Origin of the sequence: Rhodococcus sp. 05-2254-6 (assembly GCF_002258565.1) — a bacterium.
In the GTDB taxonomy this organism is placed as follows: Bacteria; Actinomycetota; Actinomycetes; order Mycobacteriales; family Mycobacteriaceae; genus Rhodococcoides.
Genome location: NZ_NOZF01000190.1, coordinates 1 through 19,466, shown reverse-complemented (window position 1 = coordinate 19,466; position 19,466 = coordinate 1). Strand labels below are relative to the sequence as shown.

Sequence of the window (19,466 nt, the reverse complement as noted above, 5' to 3'; positions counted from 1 at the left end):
GAGGTGGGTCCGCGGTCACGGTGATCGATGCTCGGTCAGGCCGCCGCGACCTTCGGCGGCACCGGGCTGCGTTCGGCCTCGGCCACGACCTCGTGCACAGCGGGGTCGTAGACGTCGTCCCGGCGAATCGCCACCTCGCACCGCCGGGCGAGGTCGCGTCGATCGCCGCCGGGTGCCTCCGGGGCCGTGAACTCCACCTCGGCGCGCAGTCCTCTCAGTCGGAAGATCCGGCCGATGGAGGCACCGATCGTTTCGTCTCCCACGAAGCAGGTGGCGGTGGTCTGCTCGCCGGTCCGGTCGACGTAGCGCAGCCGAATCGGTTGTACCCAGGTCTCCGAATCGATCGCGGCCTGCAGCAGCGCCGGCCGTAGCGAGCCGTATGCACGACCACACCAGGTGGTGGCCTCGGGGAAGACGACGACCGACCCGCCTGCGCGGACACGATCGGCAACCTGATCGACGACGCCGGGGAGCTGATGGAGTCGAGCTCGATCGATCGGAAGTACCTTCATGGCCCGCGCCAGGCGACCGAGCAGCGGCCAGTCGATCAGGTCGGCACGCGCCACGAAGGTCGACGGCTGTACCGCGGTGAGCACGACGACGTCGGTCCAGGAGATGTGACCGGCGACGTGCAGTGCACCTGCGGCGGTGCGGGAGCGTTCGCGGTCGGAGCGAGCGTCGAGCACGGTCAGATCGATCCCGATGGCGAACAGCAGAGTGCGAGCACCGATCCGCGTCAGCGAGCGGCGAACCCGCGGGAACGGAACCCCGAGGACGACCAACACCGGCAGCAACCCGAAGGCCACCATCGCCAGTGCGATTCGGAGCGCGAGGACGATTCGTCCCACCGTCGGTGGGTTCTTCGGCAGACAGCCGTCACTGCACGGCGACGACGGCATCCACGCGTGCACGATCGGTCGTGTCACCGGACACCCGACTCGAACGTCGTTGCTGCCGAACGCAACCGGTCGAGATAGCGAGTGTTGGCCTCGTGCAGCCCGAGCAATGCGACGAAATCGGCGACACCGAATTCCGGATCATGAGCCGGCTCACCGCAGATGGAGGCACCGAGCCGGAGGTAGCCGTTCATCAACGGCGGCATCGACGTTCGCTTCGCGGGTTCGATGTCGATCAGATCCACCCCGTCGACGACGACCGGAGCGTACGGCCGGACCCGACGGTCGGGCGGCGTGGCGTGCCTGTCCAACAGGCGGTCTCGAACACCGCGAACGTTGGCCCCGATCGGATCCCCTGGTGCCGACTGCATGGGCACCGACACGCACCCCATGACCCACTCGTATCCCGTCACATCGAGGTAGTGCAGGATTCCGGCCCACATCAGCCCGAGCACGGACCCGGACCGGTGATCGGGATGAACTGCAGCCCTTCCCATTTCGACGATGTTCATGCCGACTGGATCGAGCGCGGAGATATCGAATTCGGTTGCCGTGTAGTACCCGCCGGCGGACACGGCGGCCTGCGGAGGCAACATGCGGTAGCAGCCGACGAACGTGTCGGTCCACTGGTCACGAACGAGCAGATGATCACAGAATTCGTCGAACCGATCGGCGTCGAGGCCGTCGGTGTCGGTGGGAATGGAAAACCCCGGCTCGGAAGCGAACACCTCGTAGCGCAGACGCTGCGCGGCGAGTCGGTGCTCCGGGTCGGTGGACAACACCAGCGAATAACGGTCGGTGGCCGGGACGATCGATGCAGTCGAGCTCATGACGGAAGTGGTCATGAGGTGTGTCTAACGAGCGGGGAAGGCCACCGGGCATCGTCGGGGAAACGTGTCGGAAGAGTTTGTGTGAACAAGGTTGCGCTGCCCGAGACGACAGGCCCCCACCGCGCGAGCGGTGAGGGCCTGTCGTCGAACAGCGCTGGAGGCTATCCCTTGTGCTTCTTGACTGCCTCGGTCAGCTGCGGTGCGACGTTGAAGAGGTCACCGACGATGCCGTAGTCGGCGATCTCGAAGATGGGCGCTTCCTCGTCCTTGTTGACCGCGACGATCGTCTTCGAGGTCTGCATGCCTGCACGGTGCTGGATGGCTCCGGAGATGCCCAGCGCGACGTACAGCTGCGGGGAGACGGTCTTGCCCGTCTGACCCACCTGGAACTGGCCGGGGTAGTAGCCGGAGTCGACAGCGGCGCGCGAGGCACCGACTGCGGCACCTAGCGAGTCGGCCAGATCCTCGACGACGGTGAACTTGTCGGCGCTGCCGACACCACGTCCACCGGACACGACGACCGATGCCTCGGTGAGCTCCGGACGGTCGCCGCCGACGATCGGGTCACGCGAGGTGACCTTGACGGCCCCCTCTTCCTGCGCGGGAACCTCGACGGTTTCGCGGGTGCCCGCTCCGGCCTTCGGCTCGGCCTCGACTGCACCGGGGCGCAGCGAGATGACCGGAACGTCGCCGTTGGCCTTGGCCTCGACGGTGAACGCGCCACCGAAGATGGAGTAGACGGCACTGCCGTCGCCGTTGATTGCGACGACGTCGTTGTGGTAGCCCGAGCCGAGGCGTGCTGCGAGCCGTCCCGCAACTTCCTTGCCCTCGATCGTGGCAGCGGTGATGATCGCTGCCGGCGAGACCGACTCCGCGAGTGCCGAGAGCACGTCGACCTTCGGGGTGACGAGGAATCCGTCGACCGCGTCGGATTCGGCGGCGTAGATCTTCTCGGCACCGGCTTCGGTCAGTGCGTCGGCGACCTTGTCGGTGGTGCCGACCGGGCCGGTGACGACCGCGGACGGCTCACCCAGCGCACGAGCGGCGGTGATCAGCTCGGTGCTGACCTTCTTCAGTGTTCCCTCGACGTGCTCCACGAGCACGAGTACTTCTGCCATGACTTGCTCCTCGTTTGTCTTCGATTGCTCGGTGGGGCGGGATCAGATGATCTTCTGGCCGACGAGGTAGGTGGCGATCTTGTCGCCGCCGTCGCCCTCGTCGGTGAGCCGCTCGCCTGCAGTCTTGGGAGGCTTGGGGGTGGACGACGTGACGGTCGTTCCCGCGTTGTCGACGCCGACGATGCCGTCCTCGACACCGATGTCGGCGAGCGTGATGGTCTGCACCGTCTTCTTCTTGGCGGCCATGATGCCCTTGAAGGACGGGAATCGCGGTTCGTTGATCTTCTCGGTGACGCTCACGATGGCGGGCAACGCGGCTTCGAGGCCGAAGATGCCCTCGTCGGTCTCCCGCTCGCCGGTGACCTTGCCGTCGGCTACGACGAGCTTGCGCATCTGCGTCAGGGCCGGGATCTGCAGGTACTCGGCGATGATCGCGGGAACGGCACCGGTGCGGCCGTCGGTGGCCTCGTTGCCGGCGATGATGAGATCGGCCGGCTCGTCGTTCTCGAATGCGACGTTGCCGAGCGCTGCGGCCAGCGCGTATCCGGTCTGGATCGCGTCGGAGCCGTGCAGGGTCGGGTCGTTGAGGTGCACTGCACTGTCTGCACCCATCGACAAGGCCTTGCGAATGGCATCGGTGGCACGGTCGGGGCCTGCGGACAGAACCTTGACCTCACCGCCCTGGGCTTCCTTGATGAGCAGTGCTTCTTCGACGGCCCGCTCGTTGATCTCGTCGAGGACGGCGTCGGCAGCCTCGCGATCGAGGGTGTAGTCACCGTCGGTGAGCTTGCGCTCGGACCACGTGTCTGGAACCTGCTTGATCAAAACAACGATGTTCGTCATGGGTCTGCGTCGACCTCCTGGTCATGTTCTGCTGATCGTGAGTGTTCTAACGGTTGGTGCAGTACTGGTTGGTGCAGTTCTACGGTCTGGGACGAGGTTACCTCACCGTAGTTACTCGTGGGTAACTTACCTCCCTGCCTGTCCGACCATACATCTGCACCCCGACTGTTATGGAGACCACGTTGGCTTACCTCCCGCGCGCCTCCACTAACCTTTCGGCGGTGAACGATTCATCGGCTCAGGCACCGGCACCGGAACCACTCCCCCTCACCGGAGAGCGCACCGTGCCCGGCATCGCCGAGGAGAACTACTGGTTCCGCCGCCACGAGGTGGTCTACCGCGCACTCGTCGAGCGCTGCCGCGACCGAACGGTGCTCGAAGCGGGATCCGGAGAAGGCTACGGAGCCAACATGATTGCCGATGTCGCGTCGAACGTTCTCGGTCTCGACTACGACGCGTCGGCCGCCGCACACGTGCATGCCCGCTACCCGAGGGTGACCATGCTGCGTGGCAACCTCGACCGCCTTCCGTTGGCCGATTCCTCGATCGACGTCGTCGTCAATTTCCAGGTGATCGAGCACCTCTGGGATCAAGGTGCGTTCCTCGCCGAGGTGCACCGGGTGCTCGCGCCCGGCGGCATTCTGTTGATCAGCACACCGAACCGCATCACGTTCTCGCCCGGCCGCGACACCCCGCTCAATCCCTTCCACACCCGCGAACTCGACGCGGCCGAACTCACCGAACTACTCGTGGACGCTCGGCTCGAAGTCGACGAACTCACCGGGGTCAGGCACGGACGCACTCTGGCCGCCCTCGATGCCAAGCACGGCGGTTCGTTCATCGACGCTCAGATCGAACGAGCCCTGGCCGGCGAACCCTGGCCTGCCGAACTCACCGAGGACGTCGCGGCTGTCTCGATCGAGGATTTCGACATCACCGCCGACCGCATCGACGACAGCCTCGACCTGGTCGCCGTTGCCCGCAAGAGCTCGAGCACGGTGATCGGGTGACATCCGGTGCAACCGTGCCGGGCATGTTCTCTCTCGTTCTGCACTCCCACCTGCCGTGGTTGGCCAATCACGGCAGGTGGCCGGTAGGCGAGGAGTGGCTGTATCAGTCCTGGGCCGACTGCTACCTGCCGCTCACCGCGGTGCTCGAGCAACTGGCCGAGGACGGTCACACCGACGTGCTGTCGCTGGGGATCACCCCGGTTCTGGCCGCTCAACTCGACGATCCACACTGCCTGTCCGGAATGCACCACTGGCTCGGGAACTGGCAGCTCAGGGCCCACGAGGCAACAGATCGCGACCTGTCCGTTCGTGAGCACCGAGGTTCTGCCGCGGCGCTCGATCGATTCGAGGCCCGGTGGCTACACGGCGGTTCGGCGGTACTCCGGCCGCTGGTCGACACCGGCACCGTCGAACTGCTGGGTGGGCCGCTGGCGCATCCCTTCCAGCCGCTGCTCGATCCGCGGCTTCGGCAGTTCTCACTGAGCGAAGGTCTGCTCGACGCCCGCTCCCGGTGGGGCACCACGCCCCGAGGCATCTGGGCACCCGAATGCGGATTCACCCCCGGCATGGAGACCGAATACGCCGCCGCCGGGGTCTCGCACTTCATGGTCGACGGGCCCGCGATGCGTGGAGACACCTCCCTCGGCAGGCCGGTATGGGACTCCGACGTCGTCGCGTTCGGACGCGACCTGCCGGTCAGCTACCGCGTCTGGTCACCGAAGTCCGGCTATCCCGGCCACGGTTCCTATCGGGATTTCCACACCTACGATCACGCGACCGGTCTCAAACCGGCCCGGGTCACCGGCCGCTCGGTCGCGTCGAACGACAAGGCTCCCTACGATCCCGAGCGGGCGGCAGCGACGGTGGACCGTCACGTGGCCGACTTCGTCGATGTGGTTCGTCGGCGCCTGATCTCGGAGTCCGAGCGGATCGGTCGCGACGCCCTCGTCGTCGCGGCATTCGACACCGAGCTGTTAGGGCACTGGTGGCACGAGGGTCCGCAGTGGCTCGGCAAGCTGATGCGCGCGCTTCCCGCCGCAGGCATCACCGTCGGCACGCTCGGCGACGCCCGCGAGCAGGGATACGTCGGAGCGCCACTGGAACTGCAGGATTCGTCGTGGGGATCGGGCAAGGACTGGCGGGTGTGGGCGGGCGACGACGTCGCGGACCTGGTCGCGCTCAATGCCGAGGTCTCTCGGACCGCTCTCGACGCCGTCGATACCGCCCGAGCTACACAGCGTCGCGCCGGTGGACCCGAACTCCGCAATCGCGTCAACGATCAGATACTGCGTGAGACACTGATGGCCGTGGCCAGCGACTGGGCATTCATGGTCAGCAAGGATTCCGCCGCAGGCTACGCGCGGGAACGGGCACACGTTCACGCACATGCGTTGCGCGAGATCGCTGCCGCGGCCGCGGGTGGGTCACCTGTTCGAGCGGACGAATTGGCTCGGCAGTGGAACCGCGCGGACGGGCTGTTTCCTGCGTTGGACGCGCGCCGACTGCCCGGTACACACGTCGGCGGCGAGAGAGAAGATGCAGGGGGGCGTCGATGAAGGTTCTGATGGTGTCGTGGGAGTACCCACCCGTGGTGGTGGGCGGTCTCGGTCGGCACGTTCATCACCTGGCAACCGAACTGGTCCGATGCGGCCACGAGGTCGTGGTGCTGTCGCGTCGACCCACCGGAACCGACGCCGCCACCCATCCGACGTCGCACCACATCGAGGACGGGGTGCTCGTCGTCGCCGTAGCCGAGGACCCGGCTCACTTCGTCTTCGGGGAGGACATGCTCGCATGGACCCTCGCGATGGGGCACGCGATGGTGCGTGCCGGCGTCGCGCTGGGAAAGCCGGGTCTGGGCGACGGCTGGCAACCCGACGTCGTGCATGCGCACGACTGGCTCGTCGCGCACCCGTCGATCGCACTGGCCGAGTTCTACGACGTACCGCTCGTCTCGACCATCCACGCCACCGAGGCCGGCCGCCACAGCGGCTGGATCTCCGGCCCCGTCAACCGTCAGGTGCACTCCGTCGAGTGGTGGCTCGCCAACGATTCCGATGCAGTGATCACCTGCTCGGGGTCGATGAAGGACGAGGTCACCACCCTGTTCGGAGTATCCGAGTCGGCGGTGACGGTGATTCGCAACGGAATCGACCGATCCACCTGGCACTTTCGTCGACGAGAGCCCCGATCGGAGCCGGCCAAACTGCTCTACGTCGGCCGACTCGAGTACGAGAAGGGCATCCAGGATGCCATCGCCGCCCTGCCCCGCATCCGACGAAGCCACCCGGGCACCACCCTGCACATCGCCGGCGAGGGAACACAGTTCGCCTGGTTGGCAGGGCTGACGCGCACGCACAGGGTTGCGCGCGCAGTGTCGTTTCTGGGCAATCTCGACCACACCGAACTGCTCGGCTGGCTGCACGGAGCCGACGCCATCGTCCTACCCAGTCGATACGAACCGTTCGGCATCATCGCGCTCGAGGCGGCGGCTGCGGGCACCCCACTGGTCGCGTCCACCGCAGGCGGTCTGGGTGAAGCCATCGTCGACGGCGTGACCGGCCTGTCATTCGAGCCCGGCGACGTCGGTGGGCTCGCTGCCGCCGTGCGGCGCGTTATCGACAACGCGGACGCCGCGCAGGAACGAGCCGTGGCCGCCCGCGACAGGCTCACCGTGGATTTCGACTGGAAGCACGTCGCCGAGTCGACGGCCCAGGTCTACCTGGAAGCCAAACGCAAGGTTCGGCATCCCCTGGCCCGCCCGCACATCGCCGAGCGCGCGATCCCCGGCCGTACCTGAGAACACCGGAGTCAGATCTCCCGCGCCGCCTCGGCCTGTCCGAGCGCCTTCTTGCGGGCGATATCCTCCAGCGCAGCAATGTATTTCGCGCGGTCGGCGGCACCGGCCTCCCACGCGTCCTTGCGATTGCGGACGACCTTGGCCGGGGCCCCGACCGCGATGCTGTAATCCGGGATCTCACCCTTGACGACGGCGTGGGCTCCGAGCACGCAGCCCCGCCCGATCCTGGTCTCGCGCAGGATCGTCACCTTGGCGGCGATCCACGTGTCCGGCCCGATCCGCACCGGGCCCTTGACGATTCCCTGATCCTTGATGGGCATGTTCACGTCGTCCATCCGATGATCGAAATCGCAGATGTAGCACCAGTCGGCCACCAGCGTCGATGCGCCGATCTCGATGTCGATGTAGGTGTTGACGACGTTGTCCTTACCGAACACCACCTTGTCGCCGATCCGCAGCGAGCCCTCGTGGCAGCGAATGGCATTACCGTCGCCGATGTGGACCCAGCGCCCGATCTCGAGACGAGAGAGTTCCGGGGTCGAATGTATCTCCACGTTCTTGCCGAGAAACACCATGCCCCTCAGGATCACGTGCGGATTGGCGAGTTTGAACTTCGCGAGGCGGTAGTACCGCACGAGGTACCACGGCGTGTACGCCTTGTTGGCGAGCACCCAGTCGAGGGACGCGCGCGTGAGGAACCGCGCCTGCTCGGTGTCGCGTCGTCTCGACCCGCGCCAGCGTGTCCGCAGCGGCGCGTTCCACATACTCGTCATGGACGTTCACCCTAGTTTCTCGTTCGCCCGCTCTCTGCCGGCACCCTTGCGCGGGCTAGGGTTGCCTGTCGACTGTTGCTCGTCGACGAGACGAACACGGACGCACCGGCACCACGTCGGGCACGGAAATCAAGATACGGGGAGCGATCGATGCGCGGCGTCACGGCCAAGGGCAGGACCGGCAGAAAGGTCACTGCGGTCGCTGCGGCGATAGTCGTGGTGACCGTGAGCGGTTGCAGCGCCGACACCTCGGCCATCGAACCGCTCTCCCCCGATTCGTGGCCCGCAGCGCATGCGAACTCGCACAACAGCGGCTCGACGGACGTGTCGGTGTCGACACCGCTGTCCCTGGACTGGACGCGCCCCACGGGCGGCACGGTGACCTCTCCGGTGTCCATAGGATCGACGGGCCAGATGTTCGTCACTGCCGCCACCGAATCCGGCTGCAACCTCTTCTCGTTCGAGATCGACTCCGCCCGCAAGCGCTGGTGCAATCGAGTCGGGCCGTCCGTCGTCACTGCCACGCCGACCGTCGATTCGGCCATCAACGTCTACATCGGCGACGACGGCGGCATGAACTCGTACAACGACCACGGACAACTGCGTTGGCGCACACCGGTGTACGGAGTGCCCAAGTCCGCCCAGTTCCTCGGGGACGGCAGCCTGCTCTCGATCACCCAGATGGGCCAGGTCAGCGTTCTCGATTCGCAGAACGGGCAACTTCGAGTGCCCATTCTGGATCTGGTTCCGACGCCGGATTTCCTGACCGAGCCGAACTCCGATTTTCAGCCGATGGACACCGGACTCGCCCAGTGCAGCTCGGGTGGATCCGAATGCCCCGTACCCGCAGCACCCGCGGTGGACAGTGCGACCGGAACGATGTACCTGACACTGTGGCGTCCGGGTTCGATTGCACCACAACTCGTTTCGGTGCAGTACGACCGGGACGGCTCTCCCGGACTCGTCGAACGCTGGTCCTCGGACCTGCTGCCCGCCGGAGTCGCGTCGAGTCCGGTGCTGTCCGAGGACGGGTCGACGGTCTACCTGGCCGACGTCGACGGCAGGTTGACCGCGTTCGACACCGCCGACGGGCGACAGAAGTGGACCGAGGGCACCGGGCTCGGCATCGGTGCCAGTCCCTCGATCGCTTTCGACGGCACGATCGTGCCGTCGGGCGGAGACGGCACCCTCATGGGCGTGCGCGACAACGGAGATTCGGCCGAGCGAGTGTGGGTCCGCGACGACATCGAACAGGCAGGCAGCGCAGCCCAATCCGCAGACGGACGCGGCCATACCGTCGTACGCGAGGACGACGGGCTGGCCCTGCTCACGTTCGATGCGGCCACCGGAGAAACGGTGGACGTGCAACCGGTTCCCGACGTCGTCGGCACCACCGTCGGCACGTCCATCGGCCCGGACGGCCAGGTCGTCACCGCGAGCCACCTCGGCGAGATCTTCACCTACACGGGCTGAGCGACAGCGCCCGGAGCGCAGACGAACGCCACCGCGGACCGTTCGACTCGGGCGATCACCACCGACAACGCCACGGAGCCGCGCAGTTTGAGCCTGGGCCGCAGTATCGCCGGATCCACGTCGACCCCGCGGACGAGAATCTCCACCGAGCCACAATCCATCCGATTCAGTTGTTGCCGAAGCACTTTCTCCGAGAACTTGGACTGCTCGAGAATTCGGAAGCCGCGAACCCCGGCCGGAACGGTGTCGCCGGTCAGATACGCGATTCTCGGATCGAGTTGCCACAGACCGAATCTGGCTCCGTAGTGCCGAACCAAGCCGGCTCTGACCACCGCCCCGTCGGGATCGACCAGATAGCGGCCGGGGGGCCGAACCGGAATGTCGTCCGACTCGGCATCGGTGAATTCCAGAACACTGCCGTCGGATCGAAGAACCGCTGCCCGGCGCCGAACACCGCGCTCGCTCAACCCCTTCGACCACAGGCACGCTTCTCTCACTCCCCCGTCGAGCGAGACCACCTCGATCTCGCCGGCCCAGTCGAGCGCGTCGAAATCCAGGCCGGGCGCACACTTGACGACCAGGTCTCGGCCTCGATAGGCGTCGAACAGATCCGGGAGCGGCGGCTGCAGAGCCGCCGGGTCGTGGCGTCGCCGCCCACCTGCTCGGCGGCCCGGATCGGCAACGACGACGGTCTCACGCGTCGTCGGGGTCAGTGCGTCGGCGCGCAGCAGAGTGGCCTCAGGGACGTTGTGTGCGGCCATCCGAAGCCGAATCGGGTCGAGGTCGCTGCCCACCGCCAACTCCGCCGTAGCGACGAGGACGGACAGTTCACTGCCGATCGAACACGTGACATCGTGCACCCGTCGGCCCGCGAGTCGAGCGGCCCGCCTCCGCGCGACGAGCGTCGGTGTGGCCTGCTGGACCGCCTCGTCGGTCACCAGCCACCGATCGGAGTCGACCAACTTCACTCGGGCCTTGCGCCGGACCGTGACGGTTTCGATCAGTGCACTCGCGTGGTCCGGGAGGCGAGCGCGCACCGAGGCCGTGTCGCGCACCGACGTTCGAGCGCTGAGCTCGAGATCGTCGACCGCAGCAAGAGCTCCGGCACCGGCCTCGCTCGAAAGGAAGTCGAGGTCGGTGCCGGTGAATTCGTAGCCCACTAGCGGACTCGAGTGCAGAGCCTGCGGCGGTCCGAGCCGATCAAGCGCGAGGGGCGGGCTTGATGCCGGTGATCATCACGTTGTAGAACAGTCCGCGCGGGACCACGTGCTGCAGCACGTTCTCGTCCACCCAGCTCAGTGTCTTCCAACCGCCGAAGGCGAATTTCGCCCAGTTCCATCCCAGCTTGCCCTCGGGTACTGCGGCCTCGAAGGTCCGTACCGGCCAACCGAGCAGAGCGGCGGCGAACTCCTCGGTGTTCGCCTGCACGGACTCGGCACCGGCCGACAGCGCGATGTGCTCGAGATCGGTGGGATCGAACGTGTGCAGGTCGACGACGGCCTCCAGTGCCGCCGCTCGCGAGGATTCGTCGAGCTCTTCCTGCGGCTTGCGCCAGCTCGCCAGGAACGGAAGTTTGGTCGCGCGGGTGGTCGCCTCCCACGTGATGCGTCCGAGCCACCGCGCGTAGAAGTTGCCGACCGTGGTGGGTTCGCCCGCGAAAACGAAGCGACCGCCCGGCTTGAGTACCCGCAGCACCTCTCGCAGGGACTGTTCGACGTCCGGGATGTGATGGAGGACGGCGTGCCCGACGACGAGATCGAACGTGTTGTCGTCGTACGGAATCGTCTCCGCATCGGCGACCCGGCCGTCGACGTCCAGGCCGAGGTGCTCGGCGTTGCGAAGAGCGACCTTGACCATGCCGGGCGAGAGGTCGGTGACCGAGCCCTTGTCTGCGATGCCGGCCTGCATCAGGTTGAGCAGGAAGAACCCGGTACCGCAGCCCAGCTCGAGGGCGCGGCCGTACGGCAGTGCGGAGTGCGCCGACGCGTCACCGGACACCGCCTGATCGAATCTGCCGCGCGCGTAGTCGATGCATCGCTCGTCGTAGGAGATCGACCACTTGTCGTCGTAGGTTTCGGCTTCCCAGTCGTGATAGAGCACCTGAGCCAGTTTGGTGTCCGACCGTGCGGCCTCGACCTGCTCGGCAGTGGCGTGCGGGTTCGGGGCTGGATCGACCTGGCGGTCATCGGTCTCGGACGACGCCGAAGGCACCGCGTTCGAGATCGATCGATTGACACCGTCGTGGGGGCTTGCAGTCATCAGGCGAGCCTACTATCCGGTAGCTGTGGAACAACTCTGCTCTGCGGGACCGTTGCTTCACCGTCCGGTGAAGGTTGCTTTACCAGGGCCGTCGGCCACGAAGGACGTCATGCCGATCGTGCGATCCTCGGTGGCGAACAGCGCCGCGAACTGCTGAGCCTCGATCCGAAGACCGGTGGTGAGATCGACGTCGAGCCCCTGATCGATCGACGCCTTCGCCGCTGCGAGCGCTCGCGATGCACCCGTGGTGAACTGCATGGCCCAGGCGCGCGCTGCGTTGTACACCTCGTCCGGTGCCACCACCTCGTCCACCAATCCGATACGCAACGCTTCCTCGGCACCGACGAAGCGGCCGGTGAAGACCATGTCCTTCGCACGGCTCGGGCCGATCAGCCGAGCCAGCCGCTGCGTTCCGCCGCCGCCGGGGATGACACCGAGCAGCACCTCGGGGACACCGAACTTGGCGTTGTCGCCGGCGATCCGACGGTCCGCACCCAGTGCAACCTCCAGCCCACCACCGAGTGCGTACCCGGTCACGGCCGCGACCACGGGCTTGGGAATGGTACTGAGCGAGCCGAGGGCCGACTGCAGATCTCCGGCGATCGCGGCCATCTCCGACGCGGACAGCGCCACCATCTCCTTGATGTCGGCACCGGCGGCGAAGACCTTCTCGCCGCCGTAGACGACGACGGCCTTGACGTCGGCATTCACCGTGGCCTCGCGTGCCGCCGCTCGGATCTCGTCCTGCATCTGCCGATCGAGCGCATTCATCGGCGGACGGTCGAGGCGGATGGTGCCGATGCCGTCGGACACTTCGAGATTCACGAACTCAGCCATGGGCCGAAAGGCTACCGGGCCGAGGACTAGCGATCCGACCAGGGATGGCGCGTTCCGGCGTAGTACGCGTCGTCGCCGTCGAAGAGCACCCGGACCGTCCCCTCGTCGCGGGTGAGGATCGGTAGAACCGGGGCGATCTCGCGGTCGTGGTCGACGACCTGTGCGACGGTGTCGAACCGAGACAGTGCGTCGAGTTGGCTCCAGGTGGGCGGAAGGAGGATGGTGTTCCCCGACCGCCAGTCCGCCAGTGCGTCACCGGTGGACCGCCAACTCACCGACGCCGCCTCGCTGGTCTCGCCGTCCGCATTCTGTCCCTCCGGCAGCACTGCGACGAAAAACCGGGTGTCGTACCGTCGAGCTTCGCCCACCGGGGTGATCCAGTGCGACCACGGCCGGAGCAGATCCGATCGCAGAACGAGGTCGTGGGCGGTGAGGAATTCGGCGAACGACACCTCACGGCGCTCGAGCCGACCCCGCTCCAGCGCGAACGGAGCGGTGTCGGCAACGATCGAATCCGGTGTCGAGCCGGCCAGCAGCACACCGCACTCCTCGAACGTCTCGCGCGCCGCGGCACACACAAGGGCCTGCGCCTTGCCCTCGTCGGTTCCGAAGCGCTCGGCCCACCACGACGGCGGCGGTCCTGCCCAGCGGACGTCCGCTGCCGCGTCCGAGGGGTCGACGCCGCCACCGGGAAACACCGTCATGCCACCCGCGAAGGCCATGCCACCGACACGTTCGAGCAGGAACACCTCGATGTCGGGTCGTGACAGGCCGTCACGAATCAAGATGACCGTCGAGGCGTCCCGGGCCTGTACGTGATCGGCAGCACTGTTCGAGCTCATGAAAGGGAACGTACCGCTGCACTGTGCAGCGGAGTCGATCGGTCCGCTCTATCGGCGGTGCGCCCCGGCAGCGCGGGTCCGCCGCGCGAAGAAGCGACCGTCGACGCGATCGAGTGCGATCGACTGACTGAACGCCTCGGTCAGATTCTCTGCGGTGATGACGTCGTCGACCAGTCCCTGCGCCACCACCCCGCCTTCCTTGAGCAGCAACGCATGACTGAATCCCGGCGGAATCTCTTCCACGTGATGGGTGATCAGGACGGTCGCGGGGGCGTCGGGATCTGCAGCGAGGTCGGTCAGCCGCGCCACCAGTTCCTCGCGTCCACCGAGGTCGAGACCTGCCGCAGGCTCGTCCAGCAACAGCAGTTCGGGATCGGTCATCAGAGCGCGGGCGATGAGAACGCGCTTTCGTTCGCCTTCCGACAGCGTGCCGTAGGTGCGGGTGGCGAGATGCTCGGCACCGAGGCTCTCGAGCATTTCCACTGCACGCTCGGTGTCGACCGCGTCGTATTTCTCACGCCAGCGCCCCAACACCGAGTAGCCGGCGGACACCACCAGATCGGATACGAGTTCGTCGGCCGGAATGCGCTGCGCCAGCGAGGAGGACGACAGACCGATCCGCGGTCGGAGTTCGGAGACGTCGGCCTTGCCCATGACCTCGCCGAGAACGTGGGCGACGCCGGACGTGGGATGGATTTCGGCCGCTGCGATACGCAGCAGGGACGTCTTTCCGGCACCGTTCGGGCCGAGGACGACCCACCGTTCGTCAAGTTCCACCCTCCAGGTGACGGGTCCCACCAGGGTCGCACCGCCGCGGCGGACGACTACGTCGGTGAAATCTACGAGCAGGTCGGGATCCGGTTCAGACACGACGCCTATCTTCCCGCACATCGACCGCGCATTCACGGCAGGATGTGCACGCGTGTCGCCCAATGACGATCTGCCTCGTAGCTCCCACCGGACCACCAGCGGCGAGTCCGTCTCGAACCCGCCCGGATCACCGTTCCCACTGGGTGCCACCCCGTTTCCGACTGGCACGCAATTTGCAGTCCACGCACCCGAGGCCGATGGAGTCGAGGTATGCCTGATCGATCCGGACGGCGGCGAACGACGGGTGGAACTGAACACCCGGACATTCGGAGTTCGACACGCCTTCGTCCCGGGAGTGCGGCCCGGTGATCGATACGGCTTCCGTGCCCACGGAAGATGGGATCCGCACTCCGGGCGCCGGTTCAACGGTGCGAAGATTCTGCTCGATCCCGCGGCACGCCAGGTGATCGGAGCATTCGGAGACCCGTCGGCGTTGCTCGCCTACGAGGACGACCCGTTCGGTGCGCCCAGTTCTCGCGACTCGCTCGGCCACCTCCCGCTCGGCGTCGTCCGCGCAGCCCCCGATCGCGTCGGCCGTCCCGCTCGCCCCGAGGTTCCGTGGGACAGAACCGTCCTGTACGAGCTGCACGTGGGATCGTTTACGGCCCGCAATCCTGCTGTCCCCGAGCATCTTCGCGGTACGTACCTCGGCCTGGCCGAGCCGGCCGTCCTCGAACATCTCGCGCGCATCGGCATCACGTCGGTCGAATTGCTGCCCGTACACACCACATTCACCGAACCCGGCGTCCGTGCCAGGGGGATGCGAAACCACTGGGGGTACTCGACGGGTGCGTACTTCGCACCGGATCCGCGCTTCGCCGCCGTTCCCGGTGACGAGGTGGACGAATTTCGCACCATGGTCGACGCGCTGCACGCAGCCGGAATCGAGGTGATCCTCGACGTCGTCTACAACCACACGTGCGAATCCGCGATCGACGGCCCCTCCATCAGCTGGCGTGGGCTCGATGCGCCCGGCTACTACCTGCTGGACGGACGCGGATCGGACGTCGATCTGACCGGCTGTGGCAACACTCTCGATTCCGCGTCGCCCGCGGTCGTGCGGATGGTGTGCGACAGCCTTCGGTACTGGGTCGAGGACATGGGCGTGGACGGGTTCCGATTCGACCTCGCCAGCACTCTCGGCCGACCCGGCGGTTGGCGATTCGATTCTCGCGCACCGTTGTTGACCGCCATCACCACCGATCCCGTCCTGGCTCGGGTCAAATTGATCGCCGAGCCGTGGGATGCCACCGGTGCCGGCTATCAGGTCGGCAACTTCGGAGTGGCCTGGTCGGAATGGAACGATCGCTACCGTGACACGGTCCGACGCTTCTGGGCGGGCCAGCACGGCGTCCGCGAATTGGCCTCGCGCCTAGCCGGTTCGGAGGACCTCTTCGCGAGCAGTGGACGCTTGCCATGGGCGTCGATCAACTTCGTCACCGCGCACGACGGGTTCACCGCCCGAGATCTGGTGTCGTACGACCGAAAGCACAACGAGGCCAACGGCGAAGAGAACAGGGACGGTACCGACAACAACTCGTCGGTCAACCACGGAGTGGAGGGTCCGAGCGAGGATCCATCCGTCGCCGAGGCCAGGGGACGCCATGTCCGGGCACTTCTGGCAACCCTGACGCTCTCGACCGGAACACCGATGCTCCTTGCCGGCGACGAACTGGGACACAGTCAGGGAGGCAACAACAACGCGTATTGCATCGCCGAGAATGCACCGGCGGCCGATGCCTGGGCCATCGACTGGGACAGTGCCGATCAGAACATGATTCGCTTCGTGGGTCGACTCCTTCGTGTCCGAGCGAGCGCTCCGACACTGCGTCAGCAGGAGTTCTTCACCGGCCGCGCGACACCGACCGGCCGACCCGATCTGGTGTGGTTCGATTCCGCCGGAGTCGAATTCGACACGGACCGATGGAACGACGATTCGGTGCGCACCATTCAGGCCTGGGTGGACGGTTCCGACGTCCGCTCCTTCGCCTCCGACGGCGGGCAGGTCGACGATGCCAGCTCGCTCCTCGTTCTCCATTCCGGAGGGCCAGCCGATATCGTTCTGGCGTGCCCGAGTTGGTCGTCGTCCCGGTTCGTTCCGGTTCTCGATTCCTCGAGTGTGGACGGTGTGCCCTCCGATACCACTGCGCTGGAACCGGGTTCGACGATATCGGTGACCGGATCGACGGTCCTCGTGCTGCGCAGCGCAGGCAGGTGAGTCATGAACAATTGCACGAGCGGACCGACTCCGAGCGCATAGAGAACCGTCCCGACGCCGAGCGTCCCGCCGAGCAACCAACCGGTGAGCACCACCGTGCACTCGATTCCGGTGCGGGTGAGGCGAATCGACCATCCGGTCCTGGCCACCAGACCGGTCATCAGTCCGTCTCGCGGCCCCGGACCCATCCCGGCACCGATGTACAGCGCGGTGGCGAACGCGTTGACCACGATGCCCGACACCATGGCCAGGGTCCTCACCGGGAGCCCGTCCAGGTCCGGCAACATCGCCGACGTCGTGTCCACCGCAACTGCGATCACCACCACGTTGCTCACGGTGCCCAGGCCAGGACGTTGCCGTAGCGGGATCCACATCAGCAGTACGGCCGCGCCGGTGATCGCGGTGATGGTTCCGAAGCTGAGCGACAGGTGGCTTTCGAGCCCCTGATGAAAGACGTCCCACGGGTTGACGCCCAGTCCACCGGCGATCATGAACGACATCGACGCCCCGTACAGCCACAGCCCCACGTAGAGGGCAGCCAACCGAGCAGGGAGTCGGCGACCGGCTAGTAGACGACGGGGTGAGGTGAACATGCTTCCAGTCTCGGGGCTACTGGATATGTTCGGCATAGCCACTTGTACGACAGTGGACCCCAGAGCTACGGAACAGCGATGACGGTTGTCGAACCGGGTGCCACTTCGGTGAAGCCTGCATCCCGCACCGCGACGGCGCGACCGGCACGAACCTCGCCTAGTGCACGCGTCCATTGTTCCGGGTTCGCGGATCGGACCGAACATTCGAAGCCCGACGCAGCCCACTCGCGGCATTGCGCTGTGCTCATCGCACCCGCCAGCAGCATGGACGCGTGTCCCACCTGAGCGGCTGCCTTGCCCACCGTCATCGACAGGGAGGCGTCGACCCACAGCACCGGTCCGGCCGAGACCGAAGGTTCTTCGGCGGCCGACACGTCGGTTCCGCCGATCTGCAGCCGCTTGATCCGAGGATCCAGATCTCCGACCCGACCGGGCACGAACGCACGTGCCGACGCTCCCCCGACGTCGACCGTGACACCAGGAACGTCCTGCGCCGCACGCCACTGCGCACCGCGTGCACGTCGGGCAACCTTCCGGATGCGGGCCGACGTCCACTCGGTGAAGGCCTCGTTCCAGGACGCGTCCACGCCCACTCGTGGGTCCAGGCACAACGCAACGGTTGCTCGTGCAGCCGCCTCGAGCAACTCGCTGCGCAGGGGCGGATCGATCTTGGGGATGTGCAGCACCAACGGCATCGCCAGAACCTGTGCCGGATCTGCCGGATCCTCCGCTCCGCCGTACCCACGAGCGAGCTCGGCGTGGCGCGAGACGAACGTGTTCTCCGGTGAGAATTCCTCGACTGCAGTCTCGGCCACCACATCATCCGATGTGTCGCCGGTCGTGGGATCGCCGGTCACGGGATCGCCGGTCACGGGATCGGGACGCGGCGGACTCCCCCGTCCACTGCGTCCGCGGCTTCGATCTCGTTGCGGGTGACGCCGAGGATGAACAGGACCGCGTCGAGGTACGGATGGGAGATGGCGGTGTCGGCGATCTCTCGCAACGCAGGCTTGGCGTTGAAGGCAACCCCGAGGCCTGCTGCGGTGAGCATGTCGATGTCGTTCGCTCCGTCGCCCACGGCGACGGTCTGCTCCATCGGCACTCCCGACTGCGCCGCGAATTCACGGAGTGCGGTCGCTTTCGCAGCACGATCGACCACTTCCCCGATGACCCGTCCGGTGAGCTTGCCGTCGACGATCTCGAGAGTGTTCGCCTTGACGTAATCGAGTTCGAGTTCGTGAGCGAGGCCCTCGATGACCTGTCGGAATCCCCCGGACACGACGCCGCAGGCGAAGCCGAGACGCCGGAGGGTGCGGATGGTGGTTCTGGCCCCCGCGGTCAGTTCCAGACTTTCGCCCACTTCGTCGATGACGGATTCGTCGAGTCCCGCCAACACGGCGACCCGCTGTTCGAGCGACTCCGCGAAGTCGATCTCACCGCGCATGGCAGCTTCGGTGACCGCACGTACCTCGTCCTCGCGTCCCGCGCGGGCAGCCAACATTTCGATGACCTCACCCTGGACGAGCGTGGAGTCGACGTCGAACACGATCAGTCGCTTGGATCGCCGTGCGATTCCGCCGCGCTGCACGGCGATGTCGACGCCGATTCCGGCTGCGATGGCCGCGAGCCCCGTGCGCAGCTGCAGGTCGGCATCCGGCGACGTGTCGGTCGCGGTCACCTGCAGTTCGAGGCCGGTGACGGGATAGTCGGCAATTCCGCGTATGGAATCGATGTTCGCGCCCTGGCGGGCGAGTTCACGGGAGATGGTGCTGAAAGCACGCGCTGTCACGGCACAACGTCAGTCTGCTCGACGTCGAGCAGGTGGTCATCCGCGGCAGATTGACACTGGGCGTTCTCCTGTCCTGCCCGCGCGATCCCGAGGCGCTCCAGGAGGAGCTTGAGGACGCGATGGCGACGGTCGGCGTTCACGTCGATGTCGAGATCGACACCGCGCGGGGCGGTGGTCAGAGCCTGGCCACCCACGTCGTCGTCGTTCTCGGACGACCCGTGACAGCGCGTGCTTTCAGCACCATCTCCCGTGAACTCGCCCGCCAGGGCGCGAACATCGATTCCATACGCGGAATTGCCGACTATCCCGTCACCG

General features: G+C 66.4%; 16 protein-coding genes and 3 pseudogenes. 6 read left to right on the top strand and 13 right to left on the bottom strand.

What is annotated here, in order from left to right:
- Positions 1-35: 35 nt before the first annotated feature.
- The 4 genes from CH256_RS26725 to CH256_RS26710 form a co-directional block, all read right to left on the bottom strand.
- Positions 36-926: a lysophospholipid acyltransferase family protein gene (locus tag CH256_RS26725; RefSeq protein WP_255183285.1), complete on the bottom strand. Its 891-nt coding sequence runs from the start codon at positions 924-926 to the stop codon at positions 36-38.
- Positions 923-1,741, bottom strand: coding sequence for a GNAT family N-acetyltransferase (locus CH256_RS26720; protein WP_068045781.1), 819 nt, complete (start codon positions 1,739-1,741; stop codon positions 923-925). The genes CH256_RS26725 and CH256_RS26720 overlap by 4 nt, the downstream gene beginning before the upstream one ends.
- Before the next feature lie 146 nt (positions 1,742-1,887).
- A complete protein-coding gene (locus tag CH256_RS26715) occupies positions 1,888-2,844 on the bottom strand; it encodes an electron transfer flavoprotein subunit alpha/FixB family protein (RefSeq protein ID WP_094642264.1) in 957 nt (318 codons plus the stop codon).
- A 42-nt stretch (positions 2,845-2,886) separates the two neighbouring features.
- Positions 2,887-3,687: an electron transfer flavoprotein subunit beta/FixA family protein gene (locus CH256_RS26710; protein ID WP_068045787.1), complete on the bottom strand. Its 801-nt coding sequence runs from the start codon at positions 3,685-3,687 to the stop codon at positions 2,887-2,889.
- Between the two features lie 170 nt (positions 3,688-3,857).
- Between CH256_RS26710 and CH256_RS26705 the strand changes: the two genes are divergently transcribed.
- Genes CH256_RS26705 through CH256_RS26695 form a run of 3 tightly spaced genes read left to right on the top strand, consistent with a single transcriptional unit; the run spans position 3,858 to position 7,497 of the window.
- The gene (locus CH256_RS26705; protein WP_094642266.1) at positions 3,858-4,697 is read left to right on the top strand and encodes a class I SAM-dependent methyltransferase; all 840 of its coding nucleotides are present in this window, start codon (positions 3,858-3,860) and stop codon (positions 4,695-4,697) included.
- 23 nt (positions 4,698-4,720) lie between these two features.
- Positions 4,721-6,253 (top strand): 1,4-alpha-glucan branching protein domain-containing protein, encoded by a 1,533-nt coding sequence (locus CH256_RS26700; RefSeq protein WP_094671437.1) that lies wholly within the window; start codon positions 4,721-4,723, stop codon positions 6,251-6,253.
- Positions 6,250-7,497 (top strand): glycosyltransferase family 4 protein, encoded by a 1,248-nt coding sequence (locus CH256_RS26695; RefSeq protein ID WP_094671414.1) that lies wholly within the window; start codon positions 6,250-6,252, stop codon positions 7,495-7,497. Before CH256_RS26700 ends, CH256_RS26695 begins: the two co-directional genes overlap by 4 nt.
- Before the next feature lie 11 nt (positions 7,498-7,508).
- Here CH256_RS26695 and CH256_RS26690 read toward each other — a convergent pair whose 3' ends face one another.
- Positions 7,509-8,270 carry an acyltransferase gene (locus CH256_RS26690; protein ID WP_094671412.1) on the bottom strand — a complete coding sequence of 254 codons (762 nt, stop codon included), beginning with the start codon at positions 8,268-8,270 and terminating at the stop codon, positions 7,509-7,511.
- A 150-nt stretch (positions 8,271-8,420) separates the two neighbouring features.
- On the opposite strand from CH256_RS26690, the gene CH256_RS26685 reads away from it, so the two are divergent.
- Complete coding sequence (locus tag CH256_RS26685; RefSeq protein ID WP_094671435.1) at positions 8,421-9,743, top strand: outer membrane protein assembly factor BamB family protein; 1,323 nt, start codon at positions 8,421-8,423, stop codon at positions 9,741-9,743.
- Here the strand turns inward: CH256_RS26685 and CH256_RS26680 are convergent.
- From CH256_RS26680 to CH256_RS26660, 5 genes are read right to left on the bottom strand one after another with little or no spacing between them, the layout of a single operon-like run.
- Positions 9,731-10,903 carry a THUMP-like domain-containing protein gene (locus CH256_RS26680; RefSeq protein WP_094671410.1) on the bottom strand — a complete coding sequence of 391 codons (1,173 nt, stop codon included), beginning with the start codon at positions 10,901-10,903 and terminating at the stop codon, positions 9,731-9,733. The two genes, CH256_RS26685 and CH256_RS26680, sit on opposite strands and share 13 nt — an antisense overlap.
- Before the next feature lie 40 nt (positions 10,904-10,943).
- On the bottom strand, positions 10,944-12,002 hold the full coding sequence (locus tag CH256_RS26675) for a class I SAM-dependent methyltransferase (RefSeq protein WP_094671408.1): 1,059 nt from the start codon (positions 12,000-12,002) through the stop codon (positions 10,944-10,946).
- 57 nt (positions 12,003-12,059) lie between these two features.
- Complete coding sequence (locus CH256_RS26670) at positions 12,060-12,839, bottom strand: enoyl-CoA hydratase/isomerase family protein (RefSeq protein ID WP_068045804.1); 780 nt, start codon at positions 12,837-12,839, stop codon at positions 12,060-12,062.
- Between the two features lie 26 nt (positions 12,840-12,865).
- Positions 12,866-13,681 (bottom strand): NUDIX hydrolase, encoded by an 816-nt coding sequence (locus tag CH256_RS26665; RefSeq protein WP_094642273.1) that lies wholly within the window; start codon positions 13,679-13,681, stop codon positions 12,866-12,868.
- 48 nt (positions 13,682-13,729) lie between these two features.
- Complete coding sequence (locus CH256_RS26660; protein ID WP_094671433.1) at positions 13,730-14,572, bottom strand: ABC transporter ATP-binding protein; 843 nt, start codon at positions 14,570-14,572, stop codon at positions 13,730-13,732.
- A 31-nt stretch (positions 14,573-14,603) separates the two neighbouring features.
- Between CH256_RS26660 and glgX the strand changes: the two genes are divergently transcribed.
- Positions 14,604-16,769: a glycogen debranching protein GlgX gene (glgX, locus tag CH256_RS26655; RefSeq protein ID WP_179272243.1), complete on the top strand. Its 2,166-nt coding sequence runs from the start codon at positions 14,604-14,606 to the stop codon at positions 16,767-16,769.
- On the opposite strand, the pseudogene yczE reads toward glgX, so the two are convergent.
- The 3 genes and pseudogenes from yczE to serB all read right to left on the bottom strand — a co-directional run.
- Positions 16,760-17,362: pseudogene (gene yczE, locus CH256_RS29085) on the bottom strand (membrane protein YczE); the annotation flags it as partial. The gene glgX and the pseudogene yczE overlap by 10 nt on opposite strands.
- A gap of 65 nt (positions 17,363-17,427) precedes the next feature.
- Positions 17,428-18,234, bottom strand: a complete 807-nt coding sequence (locus CH256_RS26645) for a peptidyl-tRNA hydrolase (RefSeq protein WP_179272242.1) — start codon at positions 18,232-18,234, stop codon at positions 17,428-17,430.
- Positions 18,231-19,151, bottom strand: a pseudogene (serB, locus tag CH256_RS26640) (phosphoserine phosphatase SerB); the annotation flags it as partial. The gene CH256_RS26645 and the pseudogene serB, both read right to left, overlap by 4 nt.
- Positions 19,152-19,183: 32 nt before the next feature.
- Here serB and CH256_RS26635 point away from each other — a divergent pair.
- Positions 19,184-19,466, top strand: a pseudogene (locus tag CH256_RS26635) (phosphoserine phosphatase); the annotation flags it as partial.

Coding starts and splice junctions, on each gene's coding strand:
- CH256_RS26705 (WP_094642266.1), top strand. CDS start 3,858: ATGGAGACCACGTTGGCTTACCTCCCGCGCGCCTCCACTAACCTTTCG.
- CH256_RS26670 (WP_068045804.1), bottom strand. CDS start 12,839: ATGGCTGAGTTCGTGAATCTCGAAGTGTCCGACGGCATCGGCACCATC.
- CH256_RS26715 (WP_094642264.1), bottom strand. CDS start 2,844: ATGGCAGAAGTACTCGTGCTCGTGGAGCACGTCGAGGGAACACTGAAG.
- CH256_RS26685 (WP_094671435.1), top strand. CDS start 8,421: ATGCGCGGCGTCACGGCCAAGGGCAGGACCGGCAGAAAGGTCACTGCG.
- CH256_RS26690 (WP_094671412.1), bottom strand. CDS start 8,270: ATGACGAGTATGTGGAACGCGCCGCTGCGGACACGCTGGCGCGGGTCG.
- CH256_RS26710 (WP_068045787.1), bottom strand. CDS start 3,687: ATGACGAACATCGTTGTTTTGATCAAGCAGGTTCCAGACACGTGGTCC.
- CH256_RS26700 (WP_094671437.1), top strand. CDS start 4,721: ATGTTCTCTCTCGTTCTGCACTCCCACCTGCCGTGGTTGGCCAATCAC.
- CH256_RS26675 (WP_094671408.1), bottom strand. CDS start 12,002: ATGACTGCAAGCCCCCACGACGGTGTCAATCGATCGATCTCGAACGCG.
- CH256_RS26720 (WP_068045781.1), bottom strand. CDS start 1,741: ATGACCACTTCCGTCATGAGCTCGACTGCATCGATCGTCCCGGCCACC.
- CH256_RS26665 (WP_094642273.1), bottom strand. CDS start 13,681: ATGAGCTCGAACAGTGCTGCCGATCACGTACAGGCCCGGGACGCCTCG.
- CH256_RS26660 (WP_094671433.1), bottom strand. CDS start 14,572: ATGTGCGGGAAGATAGGCGTCGTGTCTGAACCGGATCCCGACCTGCTC.
- CH256_RS26695 (WP_094671414.1), top strand. CDS start 6,250: ATGAAGGTTCTGATGGTGTCGTGGGAGTACCCACCCGTGGTGGTGGGC.